Genomic DNA, 15,803 nt, shown 5'->3' with positions numbered 1-15,803 from the left:
GGGAGGACAGCATCTGACGAGAGGTGGGGATCGTGTTCGTACCAGTGATCGCGGGGCTCGGGACAGCGCAGCCGCCGTCCGCTTCGCAGGCCGAGTTGTGGGAGGGCTTCTTCTCCCGGCACTTCTCCGGCACCACCCGGTCGTTGGCCCAGCGAATCTTCGCCAACTCGGGGGTGACCCGTCGGCAGGCCGCGGTCAATCCGCTGCTGGAGGACGTCTCGGACTGGCCGACCGAGCGCCGGATGCGCCGCTATCAGGTGGAGGCGCTGCCGCTGGGCAAGGAGGCGGTGGGTCGGGCGTTGACCGCGGCCGGGCTGAGCGCCGGCGACATCGGGCTGTTCATCGTCTGTTCCTGCACCGGGTACGCCACCCCGGGGCTGGACATCCTGCTCGCCCGGGACCTGGGCATGGCAGCGGACACCCAGCGGATGTTCATCGGCCACATGGGTTGTTACGCGGCGTTGCCGGGGCTCGGCGCGGCGAGTGACTTCGTCACCGCCCGGGGGCGACCGGCACTGCTGCTCTGCGCGGAGTTGACCAGCCTGCACATCCAGCCGTCCAGCGCCCGGGTGGACACCCAGCAGATCGTCTCCCACGCGCTCTTCTCGGACGCCGCGGTCGCCGCCGTGGTCGTGCCGGGCGGCTCGGGGTACGCGGTACGCGAGGTCACCGCGGTCACCGACACCTCGACCGCCGACCACATGACCTGGGACGTCACCGACGCCGGGTTCCGGATGGGGTTGTCGCCGAAGGTGCCTCAGGTGCTGTCGAGGCACGTCCGAGGGCTGGTCGACGATCTGTTGGCCCGGCACGGCGTCACCAGCTCCGAGGTGGACGGTTGGGCGGTGCACCCGGGCGGGCCACGGATCCTCAACGTGGTGGAGCGGGAGTTGGCGCTGCCCCCGCTGGGGCTGGCGGCGTCCCGGGCGACGCTCGACGAGCACGGCAACTGCTCGTCGCCGACCGTGCTGTTGATCCTGGACCGGTTGGGTCGGGCGACACCTGCGGCTCGGCGCATCGTCATGCTGGCCTTCGGCCCCGGCCTCACCCTGTACGCAGCCCTGCTGGATCGACAGGACTGAGCCTCCGGCCGGTACGCTCGGGGGGTGGATGCGACGGCGGACGACCGGCTGCGCTCGGTGGTGCTGTTTGGCGCGGCGGCGGCCGTCCTGGTTGTCGGCGGCTGGTGGTGGCGTGCCGCCGCGCCCGCGTCGACGGCCGGGACGGGCATCCCTTCGGCGGCGGCGCTGCCATCGGTCGGGCCGAGCGTCAGCACCCGGATGGAACGTCTCCTCGCGGCTGCGCAGCCTGATGAGCGGCTGACGGTGCGGATGGACCCCGACACCGGCGAGGTCCTCCGGGTGCGAAGCGGCCCGCGACTGGTGATCGACCCGGCGACGGGCTCGATCAGCGACATCGAGGGTGATCCCCGGGCGCTCTTTTCGGCGGGTGACCTGCCCCTGTTCCAGGAGACGATCTGGCGGGAGCAGCGGGACCTCGCCCCCGGCCAGGAAGTGACCCGGCAGGCCGGCAACCACGGCGCCCGCTACCTGCTCCAGTACCGGTGCACCCGCCCCGGCACGATGGCGGTGACGAGTGACGAAGCCAAGATCAACGGTCCGGTGCGCATCGACTGCGACGGCACGATCGCCAACGCCGAGGTGCTGCCCGGCGGCGGGCCGTTCCAGGTGTCGCTGTCGGCCGTCGACCGGCCCATCGACATTGAGGCGCAGCTCGTCGCCCTGCCCCCTCACCAGTAGGGCCGCTCAGGCGGTGAGGGCGTTCAAGTCGCTCCGGTAGGACTCGACAGCGCCCAGGTCGGGCAGCACCCGGGTCACTGTGCCGGCCCGGTCGACCAGCAGGGCGGTCGCGGCGCCGGGGCGGGCCGGCTGGCCCAGGAACGAACGCAGGCCTCCGGCGGGGTCGGCCAGGGCGCGAGCCTGCCGCTCGATGGTGGGCCTGGTCGGGGCCGTCCGCCCTGCGCTGACGGTGACCACGGAGACGCCGGCGGGCGCGGCCGCCAGGGCGTCGGTGACCCGGTCCGGGCAGGGGCAGCCGTCCAACAGAATGATCACGGCGGGTAGCAGGCCGCGCAGTGGCACTGGTGCGTCGTCCGCGTCGACCAGGTCCAGTGCGGGCAGCGCCCGACCGACGAGGGTCGCGGGTGGTGAGTAGGGGGCCGGAGTCGGCCGGTCGGCGCCGCGGTTGGCCCGGGGCCAGGTGACCGCCAGCAGGCCGGCCAGCGTGGTGAGGACCGCCACCAGCAGGACCACCAGCGGCAGGCCCAGGGCCCGGTAACCGCCCGGGAGGCCACTGGCCCCGCGCAGCTCACGGCGGACCTGAGCGGCCTCGGCGGCCAGCGCGGAGGCGTCGTCGGGGACCACCACGCGGCCCCATTCGGGCGGTAGGCCAGGCAGGCCGTCGGCTGGCCCGTGACCCTCTGCGTCCGGCTTGCCCATCGGACCTCCTGGAAGCGTCTCGAGAGCTGAGTGCGGCTCGGTCTCCAGGGTCGCGCACCAGGGGCTCCTCCCGCTACATCTGGGCGCGGTCCTGCTGACCGGGCTACCATGGGAGAAGCGCATAGCCCTTGATCTCGACGTTCTGTTCACCCGTACCGGGCAGTCATTCCCGCGTTACGGAGCGTGTTCGAACCATCGGTTTGACCGCCTGTCAAGCTGAAGCAAGACCTCTCACAGGGCCCCTGAGCTGCGCCAACGGTCAGGACATCGGTGAGACATCGGTGCCTGAGCGTGTTACCCTAGACACAGCGAAAGGGGTTTCGAACCTATGGTTTTCAGTGTCGGCGAGACCGTTGTTTACCCCCACCACGGGGCCGCACTCATCGAGGCAATCGAGACTCGGGTCATCAAGGGCGAGCCTAAGCAATACCTCGTCCTGAGGGTCGCGCAGGGTGACCTGACGGTCCGGGTGCCGGCCGAGAACGCCGAGATCGTGGGCGTCCGCGAGGTGGTCGGCGAAGAGGGCCTCGGGAAGGTCTTCGACGTTCTGCGGGCTCCGCACACCGAGGAGCCGACCAACTGGTCGCGGCGTTACAAGGCCAATCTGGAAAAGCTGGCTTCCGGCAACCCGCTGAAGGTCGCCGAGGTCGTGCGTGACCTGTGGCGCCGGGAGCGGGAGCGGGGCCTCTCTGCGGGCGAGAAGCGGATGCTCGCCAAGGCCCGCGACATTCTCGTCGGCGAGGTCGCGCTGGCCGAGAAGAGCACCAAGGATGAGGCGGAGACGCTGCTCGACAAGGTCCTCACCGAGGCCTAGTCCGCACAGCATCGTCGTACCCACTTCGTAGTGAAGAAACCACCGAGGACCGCGACGTGACCGCGCAGCTCAATCCGCGCGGTGACGTCGCGGTCCTCGTGCCTGCGGCGGGTGCCGGCGTACGGCTCGGCCCCGGCCGACCCAAGGCGCTGCGCCTGCTCGCCGGTGAGCCGCTGTTGGTGCACGCAGTGCGTCGACTGGCCGCCGCGCCGTCGGTGCACACCATCGTCGTGGCTGCGCCGGCCGCCGAGGTGCAGGCCGTCCGCGAGCTGTTGGCCCCGGTCGCCCCGGTGATCGTGGTGCCCGGCGGTGCCGAACGACAGGCGTCGGTGGCCGCCGCGCTGGCCGCGGTGCCCGCCGGCCCGACGATCGTCCTGGTGCACGATGCCGCCCGGGCGCTCACCCCACCTGAGCTGGTCGAATCCGTCGCGGCGGCGGTGCGTGGCGGGCGTGACGCGGTGATCCCGGTCCTGCCGGTCGTCGACACGATCAAGGAAGTCGACGCCGACGAGGTGGTGCTCGGCACCGTCGACCGTTCCGCCCTACGTGCGGTGCAGACCCCGCAGGGTTTCCGTCGGGCCGTGCTCAGCGCCGCCCACGCCGCCGCCGGTGACTCCCTCACCGACGACGCCGGGCTGGTCGAAAAGCAGGGCGTCGCGGTGAGCTGCGTGCCCGGCTCGGAGTACGCAGTGAAGATCACCCGACCGTTCGACCTGGCTCTGGCCGAGCATCTGCTTGCCGCAGCCGGTTGACGCGTACCCTCTGATCATGATCGTTCCCCGGGTGGCCATCGGCACCGACGTGCACGCGTTCGAGCCGGGTCGGCCCTGCTGGGTGGCCGGGCTGCTCTGGCCCGACCAGGACGGCCTCGCCGGGCACTCGGACGCGGACGTGGCCGCGCACGCCGCCTGCAACGCGCTGCTCTCCGCCGCTGGTCTCGGTGATCTCGGTTCCGCCTTCGGGGTGGGTCAGCCGGAGTGGGCTGGCGCGTCCGGGGTGGCTCTGCTGACCGAGACGGCCCGTCGGGTGCGCGCCGCCGGCCTGGAGATCGGCAACGTGTCCGTGCAGGTCATCGGCAACCGCCCCAAGATCGGCCGCCGCCGCGCGGAGGCGCAGGAGGTCCTCTCCGCCGCTGTCGGCGCCCCGGTCACCGTCTCGGCGGCGACCACCGACGGGCTCGGCTTCGCCGGCCGTGAGGAAGGCTTGGCCGGGGTCGCTGTGGCCCTGGTGTACGACGCGCCGGCCGCCTAAGCTCGCCGCGATGTCCAGCGACCCCGCCCCCGACCAGTCCGCCGCCGACGGCTACGTCCAGCGGGCCCAACTCCTCGGCGAACTCGGCCGCTACGACGAGGCGGCCGGGGAGTTGGCCTTCGGGTTGGCCCTCCAGCCGGCTGACGTCGACGCGCTCACCATGCTGGCCCGGGTGCACCTGGCCGCCGGCCGCCCGGCCGAGGCGCTCACCGCCGCCGACACGGCAGTGGCCGCCGCGCCGGAGGCCCTGCCGCCGCTGGTCGCCAGGGGCATGGCCCTGGCCGACCTGGAGCGCTACAGCGAGTCGGCGGCCACCGCCGATCAAATCCTCACCCTCGGCCCGGCCGACGCGTACGCCCAGCGGAGCGCGGCGGCGATCCTGGCCGGCACCCGCAACGGTCAGCCGGCGCTGAACGCGGCGTGGCGCGGTGTCGAGTTGGCCCCGCAGGAGCCGCAGGCGCACCTGGTGCTCAGCCTGGTCGCCGCCCGCCTGAACCTGTTCGACCTGGCCGAGCGGGCCTACCGCGAGGCGCTGCGGCTGGACCCGCGGCTCGGCGAGGCCGGCCACGACGTGGGTGTCATGCGGCTCGAGCAGCGCCGCTGGTCGGAGGCGTTGGAGCACGTCGCCGAGGCGGTGACGGTCAGCCCGAGCCGGATCGACTCGCCACGAACGCTCGCGTACGGGCTGCACCGCCTGGTGCTCTACGGCGCGGGCTGGTCGCTGGTGGCGGCGGTGCTTGTCGCGTTCGCGGCGTCGGCGGGCGACGGGTTGTCCCGCGTCCTGGCGGTGCTCGCCGCGCTCACCGGCGGGATCATCGTCTGGCAGCTCGCAGCCCGGCTGCCCGGGCTGACCCGGACCGTCCTGCCCGCTCTGCTGCACTCGGACCGGGCGATGGCGCTGGCCGTCTACGCCGTGGCCGCCGCGCCGCTGCTGCTGCTGGTGTACGCCATGGTCGGCTCCCCGTGGCCCCTGGTGCTGGCCATCGCCGTCACGGCGGTAGCCGAGTTCGCCGTATTCACGCGAACCGCCATCCGCTAACCCAGCCCCACCCCGGCCCCAACCCCCGGCGTAACCCGTAAAGATCACCAGCGTCACGTAGCTCGACCAGGTCAGGGTTTCGCCGGAGCCCGACCCGCGCAGGGATCAAGCCTGACCGCCCGGAGCGGGGCGGGCTCCGGCGAAACCCCAAAGGCCGACTACACCGAACGCGCCCACGTCCAGGCGTACCCCTCGTCTTCGCAGGAGCTGGCGGCGTCGCAGAGATCCAGCGGGCGGAAGGTGTCGACCATGACGGCCAGTTCGTCGAAGTAGTCAGCGCCGATGGAACGCTCGGCGGCACCCGGCTGGGGGCCGTGGGTGAAACCGGACGGGTGCAGGGAGATCGAGCCCTGCTCGATGCCGGAGCCGCGCCGCGCCTCGTAGTTGCCCCCGGTGTAGAAGAGCATCTCGTCGGAGTCGACGTTGTGGTGGTTGTACGGCACGGGGATCGACTGCGGGTGGTAGTCGACCTTGCGCGGTACGAACGAGCAGATGACGAAGTTGGGGCCCTGGAAGGTCTGGTGCACCGGCGGGGGCTGGTGGATGCGGCCGGTGATCGGCTCGAAGTCGTGGATGGAGAACGCCCACGGGTAGAGGTGCCCGTCCCAGCCGACCACGTCGAACGGGTGGTGGGCGTAGACGTAGCGGGTCCAGCCGCGCCGGTGCCGGACCAGCACCTCGACCTCCTCGCCGTCGACGAGCAGCGGGGCGTCGGGGCCGCGGACGTCCCGCTCGCAGTACGGCGAGTGCTCCAGGAACTGGCCGCGTACGGAGAGATAGCGCTTGGGTGGGCCGATGTGCCCGGACGCCTCGACGGCGAGCAGCCGGACGGGCTGGTCGCCGGTGGGCACCAGCCGGTGGATGGTCGAGGTGGGGATGACGACGTAGTCGCCGGCGACGGCGTCCAGCACCCCGAACGGGGACTCGACCCGCAGGGTGCCCGACTCGACGTAGAGGCAGTGGTCGCCGGTGGCATCGCGGAACAGTGGTGAGGGTCGGTCGGCGAGGACGTAACCGATCCGTACGTCGTCGTTGGCGAGCAGGTACTGCCGGCCGAGGATGGGGTCGGAGCCGCCGGTGCCCAGTTTGTGGGTGCGCAGGTGGCGGGGCTTGAGCGGCAGGTTCGGTGCCCGGGTGAACGCGGGCGGGGTGAACTCGTCGGCGGCCAGGATCGCGGTGGGCGCGTGCCGGTGGTAGAGCAGGGACGAGTCGGAGGAGAAGCCCTCCTGGCCCATCAGCTCCTCGGCGTAGAGGCTGCCGTCGGGCTGCCGGAACTGGGTGTGGCGCTTGCGCGGCACCTCGCCGACGCTGCGGTAGTACGGCATCTCGCCTCCCGATATTTCCCGTTCACCGGCCGAAGGCGTCCGATAATCGGACGCTGTTGTCCGTTCCTCGTAGCGTCCCGTACATTCTTATTCCGTGTCAACGCAGGTGCCAGCACTCCTCCACGGCCTGGTGGACGACGCCGCCGTCTTCCCACCGGGCAGCGCCGCGCTGCACGACGCCCTGGCTGCCCACCGCCAACACCGCGCCGCCTGGTACGCCGACCTGGTCGGCCCGCTGCTGATCCCCGCGTCGGACGTGGCCGCCGGTGAGCTGAGCGGTCTCGTCGACCCGGGCGAGGGCCTGGTGGTCGGCGTGATCGGTGACACCGGGATCGGGAACCTGCCGTTCGCGTTGTCGTTTCTCGCCCCCGACGGCGTCACCGCGCGTCAGGTCGAGGTGGCGGTCGCCAAGCGCGGCGAGGACCCATTGCCCGGCATCGCCGAGTTGCTGCGGCTGACCGACGCGCTGCCGGGTGTGGAGGCCGTCTACGCCGAACTGCCGTTGACCTTCGGGCTGATGGGCGCACTGGACGCGCTCGTCGCCGCGCGGGCCGACGGGGTGCCGATCGCGGCCAAGTTCCGCACCGGCGGCCTGGCCGCCGAACTCTTCCCCACCCCGACCGAGCTGGCCACTGTGATCTGCGCCTGCCGGGACCGGGGCCTGCCGTTCAAGCTCACCGCCGGGCTGCACCAGGCGATCCGACACCTGGACCCGGAGACCGGGTTCACCCACCACGGCTACGCGAACGTGCTGGCCGCGACCCTGGCAGCCGCCGACGGTGACGGTGTGCGTTCGGTCGCCGAGCTGCTGACCGTTGTCGACCCGCGCCCCCTGGTGGAGCGCGCGACGGCACGGCTGGGCGGGCCTCGCCCCCTGTGGGTGGGCTTCGGCTCGTGCAGCATTCTGGAACCACTGACCGATCTGATCCGGCTTGGGCTGGTGAACGGGGGCTACGACGCATGACCTGGGTGACCGGCGCCGACGGTTCGCCGTACGGGGTGACGAACCTGCCGTACGGGGTGTTCCGGCAGAACGGGGGTTCGTCGCGGATCGGCGTACGGATCGGGTCCTGGGTCCTCGACCTCGCGGCGGCCGAGGCCGCCGAGCTAGTGCTGGCCGCCGGCACTCTGTGCCGGCCCGTGCTCAACGACTTCATGGCCCTGGGTCGTCCGCAGTGGACGGCGGTACGGCAGCGGATCACCGAGCTGCTCACCGACCCGGCGCACCGGGACGCGGTGGAGCCACTGCTGGTGTCCCTCGACGACGTGGAGCTGCTGCTCCCCATCGAGGTGGCCGACTACGTCGACTTCTACTCCTCCGAGCACCACGCGTCGAACGTCGGGCAGATCTTCCGCCCCGGCCAGCCGCCGCTGCTGCCCAACTGGAAGCACCTGCCGATCGGCTACCACGGGCGGGCCGGCACCGTGGTCGTCTCCGGCACGCCGGTGACCCGGCCGACCGGGCAGCGGGCCTCCGCCGAGGGCCCGCTCACCGGCCCATCGGTACGCCTCGACATCGAGGCCGAGGTGGGCTTCGTGGTGGGCGTACCCAGCGCGTTGGGCGATCGGGTCTCCGTGGACGACTTCGCCGAGCACGTCTTCGGGGTGGTGCTGGTCAACGACTGGTCGGCCCGGGACATCCAGGCTTGGGAGTACCAGCCGCTCGGCCCGTTCCTCGGCAAGTCGTTCGCCACCTCGGTCTCGGCCTGGGTGACGCCGCTGGACGCCCTCGCCGACGCCTTCGTGCCGGCCCCCGACCAGGACCCGCCGGTGGTGGACTACCTGCGGGACGTGCCGCACCTGGGCCTGGACCTGCGCCTGGCGGTCGAGTGGAACGGCGACCAGGTCAGCGAACCCCCGTTCGCCACCATGTACTGGACCCCCGCCCAGCAGTTGGCGCACCTCACCGTCAACGGGGCTTCGCTGCGCACCGGTGACCTGTACGCCTCCGGGACCGTCTCCGGCCCGGACCGAGGGCAGGTCGGCTCCTTCCTGGAACTGACCTGGGGCGGCGCCGAGCCGGTCACTGTGGGCGGCGAGAGCCGTACCTTCCTGGACGACGGCGACACGGTGACCATCACGGCCACCGCCCCCGGCCCGGACGGCACCACCATCGCCCTCGGTGAGGTATCCGGCACGGTTCGCCCGGCCCGCTGAGCGGGCAACCGCCATCCGTCTCGTGCACGGGACCCGTGATCGCACCGGCTGTGCGATCACCGGCCCTGGTTGATCCGTTGATCGTCCGGATTCCGTTGCTACACCGCGCAATCCGAGCCGGGCTCCGCTCGGCCGCCAGCGGTGGGGCAATCCCGACGCACACGGAGGTAACGACGATGCACGATCTTGCGGGCGCGGTCTGGCGTACCAGCAGCCGCTCAAACGACCAGGGGCTCTGCGTGGAAGTGGCGGACAACCTGGTCGACGTCCATGGTCTGGTCGGAGTCCGCGACTCCAAGGACCAGGCCGGTCCCACACTCGCGGTCAGCCCGCCGGGGTGGACAGCGTTCATCGGCGCGATTCGGGCCGGTCGCTTCGAGCGCTGACCGGCGCTTCGGCGCCGGTCGACGACGACCGGTGCCGAGGCGACCGCCCAATCGGACAGCGTGGCCCCCGGGTGGTGAAAATTCCGCTCCGGGGGCCCCGTCCCGCCCTCACTCCGCGTACCGTCGAGGACACGGGAGGGTGTCATGTCGACGGTGGCGATTACCGGAATCATCGAGGCGCACGCTGTCGACGTCTGGCGTCTGCTGACCGACCTGCCCGGCCGCGCGGCCCGATTGACCGCCGCCGGCCCGATCGAGGTGCTCACCCCGGGTTCGTTCGGGCCGGGCACCTCCTGGCGCGAGGAACGCACCCAGCCGGGTGGCGGCACGCTGACCGAGGAGTTCCTGGTGGTCGAGGCGCTCGCGCCGCAGCGACTGGTGCTCTGCTCCTCCGGCACCGGCGCGGACTACCGCATCACCTGGAGCCTGCGGCCGGTTCGCCGCCGCCGTCGGGGCTGCACAGCGGTCACCGTCACCCACGAGGCGGTGCCGACAGCTCCGTACGGTCGGGTGGTGGCGCTGCTGCTCGGCGGGCTGGCCGTACGCGCGGTCGAGGCGGCGCTCTGGCGTGATCTCGCCGACCTTGCCGTCGCGGCCGGTGCCACCGGCTCCGTCGAAGCCGCCTGAGCGCCAGGCGCTCAGCCCTCGCCATGACCTGAACGGGGTCCGGCCCCCTCCGCTGGGTAGGGTGCCGGGCGGAGGTGCGGCATGAGGTTCCCGAGAGGCCGGCGACGGCTCGCGATCGCGGTCGCGGCGCTGCTCGCGACGGCGGCCGTCGTGGTCATCGTCCACCGGGTCCTCGCACCGGCAGAGGTGAGCACTGTGGCGCGGGCCGACTATCCGGCCCCGGCCCGACCTGCTGCCGGCGTGATCGGTCGGTTGCCGGTCGCCCCGTTGATCGTCGACGGGAGACTGCGGGTGTACGCCGCACACCGCCAGGTCTACGCCGACCGGCCGGTCGACGGGCGGTACCGGACCAGCCCGTACTGGTCGTACCGGCGGTGGCCAGCGGAGCTGACCGGGGTGGTGGCCAGCGGCAGCACCGTGGTCAGCCGTTGGTCCGACGGGCACCTCGTCGCACTGGACGCCCGGACCGGCGGGGTGCTCTGGCGAGCCGACGGCCCGGAGCCCGTCGGGAGCACGGCGCCGGCGCGTCGTACCTGGGCGGCGGCCGTCTGGGATGCGCCCGGGCTCCAGCTCACCGACCTTCCCGACGGGCGGGTCGTGCTGGTGGTGACCGGGGATACCCAGGCGCGTGGGATCGAGCTGAGCGGCGGCCGGGAGCTGTGGCGGGTCGACCTGCCGGGCAGGTGTCGTAGCGACGTCGGCACCAGCGCCACCGGGCTGCTGATCGGTCTGGACACCTGCGCCGGGGCGGCCACTGTCGAGTTCCGGGACGCGGCGACGGGCGAGGTACGTGAGCGTTGGCGCCCGCCGGGCGGCCCGGACGGGTTCGTGGTGACGCCGCTCGGCTGTCGTACCGGCGGGTCGGACTGTCTGGGGTTGCGGACCGCCGGGCCGGGTGACGAGGGCGGTCGGGGTTGGCTGTTGGCTGCCGGGTCGCCGGTCGCCGCCCCCGCGTTGGACCCGGCCGACGCCGCGCTGGTCGGTGAGCAGTCCGTCGCCGTGCTCGACGGGGTAGTGGTGGGTCGATCCGCGCGTACGGGCACGGAGCTGTGGCGGTCCCCGGGCCTGGGCACGGCCCGGGTGCTGGCTGGGCAACCTGGCCGGGTGCACCTGTTGACCGAGGCGAACGATCTGGTGACGCTGGATCCGGTGACCGGTAGGCAGTTGTCCCGCTTCGTTCTCAACGTCGGCTCGGACGGGACCGGCTGGGCACCCGGGGCGGTGACGGCCGAGGACGGGTTCGTGGCGATCGAGCGGCTCCGAAGGCCTGTCGACCCCACCGGCGACGACCGGCGCTACTACTACACAGGCGAGACGGTGATTCTGGCCGCCACCTGATCGTGGCGTCTTGGGACTCGGAAACACCCAACCATTCCATTCCCTTTGTCGTGAAAGGGTACGTTTTTCACGGTTCAGGTTTCCGGTGGAAGGGGTCGGCGCATGGCCAGGACAACAGCCAACTACCTCGTGGGTGGCGCGCTCGCCGCCACCGCGAGCCTGGCGTTGGCGGTGTCGCCGGTGCTGGCCGCCGACCCCGCCTCGGCGCGGGGGTTCGGCGCTGTCCGGGCCGAGCCCTCGGCGGACACCGGCGTCACCTTCGAGATCCTGCCGGCGTCGCCGACCCCGCCCCCGACCCAGCCGCCACCCACGTCCACACCGACGGCACCGCCCCAGCCCACACCGAGTCATGGTGAGTTGCCGGTCACAGGGTCGGGCGGGTCGGTGCTGCTCCTCGCCGTGCTGGGCGCAGCCCTGCTCGTCGCCGGGTGGTTCGCCGCCCGCCGCAGTCGGCCGAGCTGACAAACCCCGCCGCAGCCGGTGGTCGGGCTGCGCTCCGCAGTCAGCGGTTGGCCGGGGTGCGCTCCCTGGGGCGGCTGGTGGGAGGCCGACCGGACCGGCGGGAACGGCGGGCCAGCATGGCGAGGCCGACGATCAGCAGTAGGCCCACGACTGCCGCCGCCGCTGTCCACCCGGAGAGGATCCGGGAGACGACACTGCCCCGTTTGCCGACCTGACCAGCGTCGGGGAACGTGACCCGCGCGGTGATGCTTCGCTTCACCAGGCCGCTCTCCAGGTTCACCTCCGCCTTCCAGGGGCCGTTCGGCAACGTGGTCGGGAGTCGGGCGATGACCTGCCCGGAGGCGCCCGGCGCCAGCGTGACGCCCTGCCCGACCGGAAACGGGCCGGCCCGACTGCCGGCCGGGCCCTCGCTCAGGGTGACAGCGCCGGTCAGGTCGATGGCACGGCCTCCGGTGTTGGTGACCTGGACGGTCATCGACGGTTCGCCCTCGGGGCTGCGGGCCGGGCGTACCTCGCCGATCGAGAAGTCGGAGGCGGGTTCGCCTCCGGGCCCGATGTCGAGGTACATCCGGACTCCGACCCGGTGGACCTGCATGATCTCGCCGCCGGCCCGGGGCGCTGAGGCGGTGGATGCCCAGACCACCCCGTACCGCTCGCCCCGGGAGGCGGCCGGCGGCACGGTGACGGTCGCTCGGACCCGGGTCTCTTCCCACGGTCCCAGCTCGACCGCGCGCTCGTCGAGGGTGACCCAGGAGGTCAGCTCGTTCTCGGCGCGACCCTCGCCGAAGCGGAACGCCGCGTCCTCCAGGGTCGCGGCCGCCGGATACACGTCGACCCGACGGGTCTGGTCGGTGCGGTTGACGATCAGCAGTTGCCGCTTGATGGTGGTGCCCGGCGGTAGGTGGTCGACGATGTAGCGCAGCGCCCGAGGGTCGTTGCGGCGCTCGGTCGGGGCTTCCAGCAACCGGATCCCGATGGTGCCGTCGTCCGATCCCGCTTCCGGTTCGACCGCGCCGGCCCGGGTCGACAGACCCGGACCGGCGAGGCAGAACAGGGCGAGGGCGACCGCGATGGTCGACCGCCCCCGGCGGCTACGCCACCGAATGTGTCACCGTGCCGGTGTACACGCCCGCGATGCTGTCCAGCGGGACGTTGACGTCCAGTGTGGGGTTCCAGCTGGCGGTGTTGCCGCCGGTGCCGCCGCTGTGGGTGAACGCGGTGAGCGGGGTGACGCTGGAGAGCGGCTGGGCGTCGCCGGCGGTGGCCTGCCCCGGCGTGAAGGTGCCCGTGCCGGTGGTGGCCGTCGCCGGGCCGGACCAGTAGTCGATGTCCTCAGGGAGGACCGTCTCGGGCGGTGAGCCGCCGCCGGTCTGGAAGACGCTCGCGGTCACCGAGGCGACCCAGGAGGCGTCGGCGGCGCCTCGCGAGTCGGTGACCGTCACCACGCCGAGTTGGCCGGTGATGACCCCACCGGGGGCACCGTCACCGAGGTCGGCGGCGGCCGGCGCGTCGATGTCGAGGGTGCCGGCGAGTACCTCGAAGGTGACGGTGGTGGTGTCGGTGGGCGCGGCGGCGGCCGGCGTGGCGAGGAAGCCCACCATCGCCGCGGCGGCCGCCCCGGCAAGACAGATCTTGGCAGTACGCACTGTGGTTTACCCCGTTCTCGAAGTGAGCCGGACGCGATCCTCGGCACGTCTGGCTACTTCGGAAGATAGGGGCAACGAGATGCTAAAACGGACAAACAACCCATCTGTCATCACTTGGTCACAGAAGGTCGTTCGGTGCTCAGGTCAGCGCCGCCTCCGCAGCCGCCAGGAACGCGTCGTTCTCGGCCGGGGTGCCGATCGTGACCCGGACCCCGTCCCCGGCGAACGGCCGCACGATCACCCCGCGCGCCTCGCACGCCTTGCCGAACGCCACGGCCCGCTCGCCCAACGGCAGCCAGACGAAGTTGGCCTGACTCGTCGGCACGTCGGGCACGAACTTGCGCAGCGCCTCGGTGACCCGGTCCCGTTCGGCGACGACCAGAGCGCAGCGGCGCTCCATCTCCACCACCTGGGTCAGCGCCGCGAGCGCCCCGGCCTGGGCCGCCGTGCTGCTGGAGAACGGGGTCGCCACCTTGCGGATGGCGGCCGCCACCACCGGCTGGGCAACCAGCCAGCCCATTCGCAGCCCGGCGAGCCCCCACGCCTTCGACAGGGTGCGCAACACCGCCACGTTCGGCCGGTCCAGGTAGTCGAGACCGTCCGGCACCTCCGCGTCCGTGACGAACTCCCGGTACGCCTCGTCGATGACCACCAGCACGTCGTCCGGCACGGCGTCGAGGAACCGGTCCAGCTCGGCCCGGCGAAGCGCCGTACCCGTGGGGTTGTTCGGGTTGCAGACGAAGATCACCCGGGTCCGGTCGGTCACCGCCGCGGCCATCGCCGCCAGGTCGTGCCCGTGCCCGGCGTCGTTGGGCACCCGCACGCTGGTCGCGCCGCTGGTCGCCACGATGATCGGGTACGCCTCGAAGGACCGCCACGAGTAGAGCACCTCGTCGCCGGGCAGGCAGGTGGCACGCACCAGGTGCTCGGCCAGCGCCACCGAACCGCAGCCGGTGGCGATCCGGTCGGCGTCCACCCCGTACCGCTGGGCCAGCGCGTCCCGCAGCGCGACCACACCCATGTCCGGGTAGCGGTGCGACGTGGTGATCGCCTCGGTGACCGCCTCCACCACGCCGGGCAGTGGCCCGTATGGCACCTCGTTGCTGGCCAGCTTGATGGCCTCCGGCAGGCCCAACTCCCGGGCCAGGTCGGCGGGGCTGCGCCCCGGCACGTAGCTGGGCAGCGCGTCCAGGTCGACGCGGGTCAGCCGCAGCGCCGGCTGGTGACGTCCGGAGTCGGTCATGGGGTGTCTCCCGGGGGCTGGTTACGGTCGTTCGAGGGGGCGGTATCGGTGTGCGGGGGGACTTCGACGACCACCGTCTGCGCGCGCTTGTCGTGCAGCGCCTGGCGCAGGGGATGGTCGAAGAGGGGGGAGAGGGCGTCGACCAGTTGCAGCACCAGGCCGAGCCCGGCGCAGTACCAGAGCAGAGTCGGCAGGCCCAGCGTGCTCCAGCGGCTCAGCGCCCGGCGGACGCCCAGCGGCTGGTCGGCGGCCACTGGCACCGCCCGGATCCGCATCACCCGCTTGCCGACTGTCTGCCCGCCGGAGGCCATTGTCGGCACCTCGTACGCCAGCCAGAGCGCGGTGGCGATCAGCAGGATCGCCACCAGCAGAGAGTTGGCCTGCTCACTGGGGATCGGCAGGCCGTCGGCGGAGGTGTCGCCGCGCGACGCGCGCCGGAAGACCTCCTGCCAGTACGGCGCCCACTCCTGGGCCCAGCGCCAGACGAACCAGCCGTTGACAACCACGTTCAGCGCGAAGACGAGGCCGAAGTCGATCAGCCGGGCGACCAGCCGACGGCCGTAGCCGGCCAGCCTGAGGCCGTGCGGTCGCGGCTCTGGCGGTCGTCCGGGCCAGCCGGGGTGACCGGCCGGCGGTGCCCAGCCAGGAGGGGCGCCCGGCGGGGTCCAGCCCGGCGGACCGCCCTGCGGACCCCAACCGGGAGGGCCAGCCTGGGGTCCCCAGCCAGGGCCGTGCCCCGGTTGCGGGCCGTGCCCAGGGGGTGGGCCGTACCCAGGGGGTGGGCCCTGCTGGGGCGACCAGCCCGGCGCGCCGGTCGCCGAGTCGGGGGTCGTCGACGCCCCGGGCGCGGCCGGGGTGACCGGTGCGGGCGGCGGCTCGGCCGGCGGCGGACCGTCCGGCGGGGTCGCGTCGACGGGAATGGGCGCACCGAGCCAACCCTCGCCGTCCCAGTAGCGCCGGGTCTCGGTGTCGGCGGGGTCGACGTACCAACCAGGTTGAACGCTCACGCCATCGCTCCGCTTCGCTTCGCGACGGCGCGAGGCGCCACCCTACTGA

The 15,803-nt window shown here is 72.5% G+C and carries 18 protein-coding genes; 12 read left to right on the top strand and 6 right to left on the bottom strand.

Annotated features, from left to right (window positions below; translation table 11 throughout):
- Positions 1-23: 23 nt before the first annotated feature.
- A complete protein-coding gene (locus tag NIE111_RS26320; protein WP_372488407.1) occupies positions 24-1,082 on the top strand; it encodes a type III polyketide synthase in 1,059 nt (352 codons plus the stop codon).
- Between the two features lie 24 nt (positions 1,083-1,106).
- On the top strand, positions 1,107-1,760 hold the full coding sequence (locus NIE111_RS26315; protein ID WP_238687004.1) for a hypothetical protein: 654 nt from the start codon (positions 1,107-1,109) through the stop codon (positions 1,758-1,760).
- 6 nt (positions 1,761-1,766) lie between these two features.
- Here NIE111_RS26315 and NIE111_RS26310 read toward each other — a convergent pair whose 3' ends face one another.
- The gene (locus tag NIE111_RS26310) at positions 1,767-2,459 is read right to left on the bottom strand and encodes a hypothetical protein (protein WP_238687003.1); all 693 of its coding nucleotides are present in this window, start codon (positions 2,457-2,459) and stop codon (positions 1,767-1,769) included.
- Between the two features lie 328 nt (positions 2,460-2,787).
- Here NIE111_RS26310 and NIE111_RS26305 point away from each other — a divergent pair, with 328 nt between their 5' ends.
- The 4 genes from NIE111_RS26305 to NIE111_RS26290 are packed head-to-tail and all read left to right on the top strand — an operon-like array spanning position 2,788 to position 5,563.
- Entirely contained in the window at positions 2,788-3,273 is a 486-nt protein-coding gene (locus NIE111_RS26305) for a CarD family transcriptional regulator (RefSeq protein ID WP_007073334.1), read from the top strand.
- Positions 3,274-3,329: 56 nt separating this feature from the next.
- Complete coding sequence (gene ispD / locus NIE111_RS26300) at positions 3,330-4,025, top strand: 2-C-methyl-D-erythritol 4-phosphate cytidylyltransferase (protein ID WP_238687002.1); 696 nt, start codon at positions 3,330-3,332, stop codon at positions 4,023-4,025.
- Positions 4,026-4,038: 13 nt separating this feature from the next.
- Positions 4,039-4,524, top strand: a complete 486-nt coding sequence (ispF, locus tag NIE111_RS26295; RefSeq protein WP_196924679.1) for a 2-C-methyl-D-erythritol 2,4-cyclodiphosphate synthase — start codon at positions 4,039-4,041, stop codon at positions 4,522-4,524.
- Positions 4,525-4,534: 10 nt separating this feature from the next.
- Entirely contained in the window at positions 4,535-5,563 is a 1,029-nt protein-coding gene (locus NIE111_RS26290; protein ID WP_238687001.1) for a tetratricopeptide repeat protein, read from the top strand.
- Between the two features lie 158 nt (positions 5,564-5,721).
- On the opposite strand, the gene NIE111_RS26285 is transcribed toward NIE111_RS26290, so the two are convergent.
- Positions 5,722-6,888, bottom strand: coding sequence for a homogentisate 1,2-dioxygenase (locus NIE111_RS26285; protein WP_238687000.1), 1,167 nt, complete (start codon positions 6,886-6,888; stop codon positions 5,722-5,724).
- Between the two features lie 94 nt (positions 6,889-6,982).
- On the opposite strand from NIE111_RS26285, the gene NIE111_RS26280 reads away from it, so the two are divergent.
- From NIE111_RS26280 to NIE111_RS26255, 6 genes are all read left to right on the top strand, one after another.
- Positions 6,983-7,852, top strand: coding sequence for a hypothetical protein (locus NIE111_RS26280; protein WP_238686999.1), 870 nt, complete (start codon positions 6,983-6,985; stop codon positions 7,850-7,852).
- Entirely contained in the window at positions 7,849-9,045 is a 1,197-nt protein-coding gene (gene fahA, locus NIE111_RS26275; protein WP_238686998.1) for a fumarylacetoacetase, read from the top strand. Before NIE111_RS26280 ends, fahA begins: the two co-directional genes overlap by 4 nt.
- A 176-nt stretch (positions 9,046-9,221) precedes the next feature.
- Positions 9,222-9,431 (top strand): DUF397 domain-containing protein, encoded by a 210-nt coding sequence (locus NIE111_RS26270; RefSeq protein WP_030327888.1) that lies wholly within the window; start codon positions 9,222-9,224, stop codon positions 9,429-9,431.
- Between the two features lie 144 nt (positions 9,432-9,575).
- On the top strand, positions 9,576-10,058 hold the full coding sequence (locus NIE111_RS26265) for an SRPBCC family protein (RefSeq protein ID WP_238686997.1): 483 nt from the start codon (positions 9,576-9,578) through the stop codon (positions 10,056-10,058).
- An 81-nt stretch (positions 10,059-10,139) separates the two neighbouring features.
- A complete protein-coding gene (locus NIE111_RS26260; protein WP_238686996.1) occupies positions 10,140-11,396 on the top strand; it encodes an outer membrane protein assembly factor BamB family protein in 1,257 nt (418 codons plus the stop codon).
- Positions 11,397-11,498: 102 nt separating this feature from the next.
- Positions 11,499-11,858 carry an LPXTG cell wall anchor domain-containing protein gene (locus tag NIE111_RS26255; protein ID WP_238686995.1) on the top strand — a complete coding sequence of 120 codons (360 nt, stop codon included), beginning with the start codon at positions 11,499-11,501 and terminating at the stop codon, positions 11,856-11,858.
- 40 nt (positions 11,859-11,898) lie between these two features.
- Here NIE111_RS26255 and NIE111_RS26250 read toward each other — a convergent pair whose 3' ends face one another.
- The 4 genes from NIE111_RS26250 to NIE111_RS26235 all read right to left on the bottom strand — a co-directional run bounded on the left by NIE111_RS26250 (position 11,899) and on the right by NIE111_RS26235 (position 15,754).
- Positions 11,899-12,822, bottom strand: a complete 924-nt coding sequence (locus NIE111_RS26250) for a DUF916 domain-containing protein (protein ID WP_238686994.1) — start codon at positions 12,820-12,822, stop codon at positions 11,899-11,901.
- Positions 12,823-12,949: 127 nt separating this feature from the next.
- Positions 12,950-13,504 (bottom strand): hypothetical protein, encoded by a 555-nt coding sequence (locus NIE111_RS26245; RefSeq protein WP_238686993.1) that lies wholly within the window; start codon positions 13,502-13,504, stop codon positions 12,950-12,952.
- 139 nt (positions 13,505-13,643) lie between these two features.
- A complete protein-coding gene (gene hisC, locus NIE111_RS26240) occupies positions 13,644-14,747 on the bottom strand; it encodes a histidinol-phosphate transaminase (protein WP_238686992.1) in 1,104 nt (367 codons plus the stop codon).
- Positions 14,744-15,754 carry an RDD family protein gene (locus tag NIE111_RS26235; protein ID WP_238686991.1) on the bottom strand — a complete coding sequence of 337 codons (1,011 nt, stop codon included), beginning with the start codon at positions 15,752-15,754 and terminating at the stop codon, positions 14,744-14,746. The genes hisC and NIE111_RS26235 overlap by 4 nt, the downstream gene beginning before the upstream one ends.
- Between the last annotated feature and the right edge of the window lie 49 nt (positions 15,755-15,803).

This window comes from Micromonospora hortensis, from assembly GCF_022230935.1.
GTDB lineage: Bacteria > Actinomycetota > Actinomycetes > Mycobacteriales > Micromonosporaceae > Micromonospora > Micromonospora hortensis.
This window is presented reverse-complemented; position numbering and strand designations above follow the sequence as displayed.

Excerpts from the sequence above, each read along its gene's own strand:
- NIE111_RS26310 (WP_238687003.1), bottom strand. The coding sequence starts at position 2,459 with ATGGGCAAGCCGGACGCAGAGGGTCACGGGCCAGCCGACGGCCTGCCT.
- NIE111_RS26305 (WP_007073334.1), top strand. The coding sequence starts at position 2,788 with ATGGTTTTCAGTGTCGGCGAGACCGTTGTTTACCCCCACCACGGGGCC.
- NIE111_RS26290 (WP_238687001.1), top strand. The coding sequence starts at position 4,535 with ATGTCCAGCGACCCCGCCCCCGACCAGTCCGCCGCCGACGGCTACGTC.
- NIE111_RS26285 (WP_238687000.1), bottom strand. The coding sequence starts at position 6,888 with ATGCCGTACTACCGCAGCGTCGGCGAGGTGCCGCGCAAGCGCCACACC.
- fahA (WP_238686998.1), top strand. The coding sequence starts at position 7,849 with ATGACCTGGGTGACCGGCGCCGACGGTTCGCCGTACGGGGTGACGAAC.
- NIE111_RS26270 (WP_030327888.1), top strand. The coding sequence starts at position 9,222 with ATGCACGATCTTGCGGGCGCGGTCTGGCGTACCAGCAGCCGCTCAAAC.
- NIE111_RS26265 (WP_238686997.1), top strand. The coding sequence starts at position 9,576 with ATGTCGACGGTGGCGATTACCGGAATCATCGAGGCGCACGCTGTCGAC.
- NIE111_RS26260 (WP_238686996.1), top strand. The coding sequence starts at position 10,140 with ATGAGGTTCCCGAGAGGCCGGCGACGGCTCGCGATCGCGGTCGCGGCG.
- NIE111_RS26255 (WP_238686995.1), top strand. The coding sequence starts at position 11,499 with ATGGCCAGGACAACAGCCAACTACCTCGTGGGTGGCGCGCTCGCCGCC.
- hisC (WP_238686992.1), bottom strand. The coding sequence starts at position 14,747 with ATGACCGACTCCGGACGTCACCAGCCGGCGCTGCGGCTGACCCGCGTC.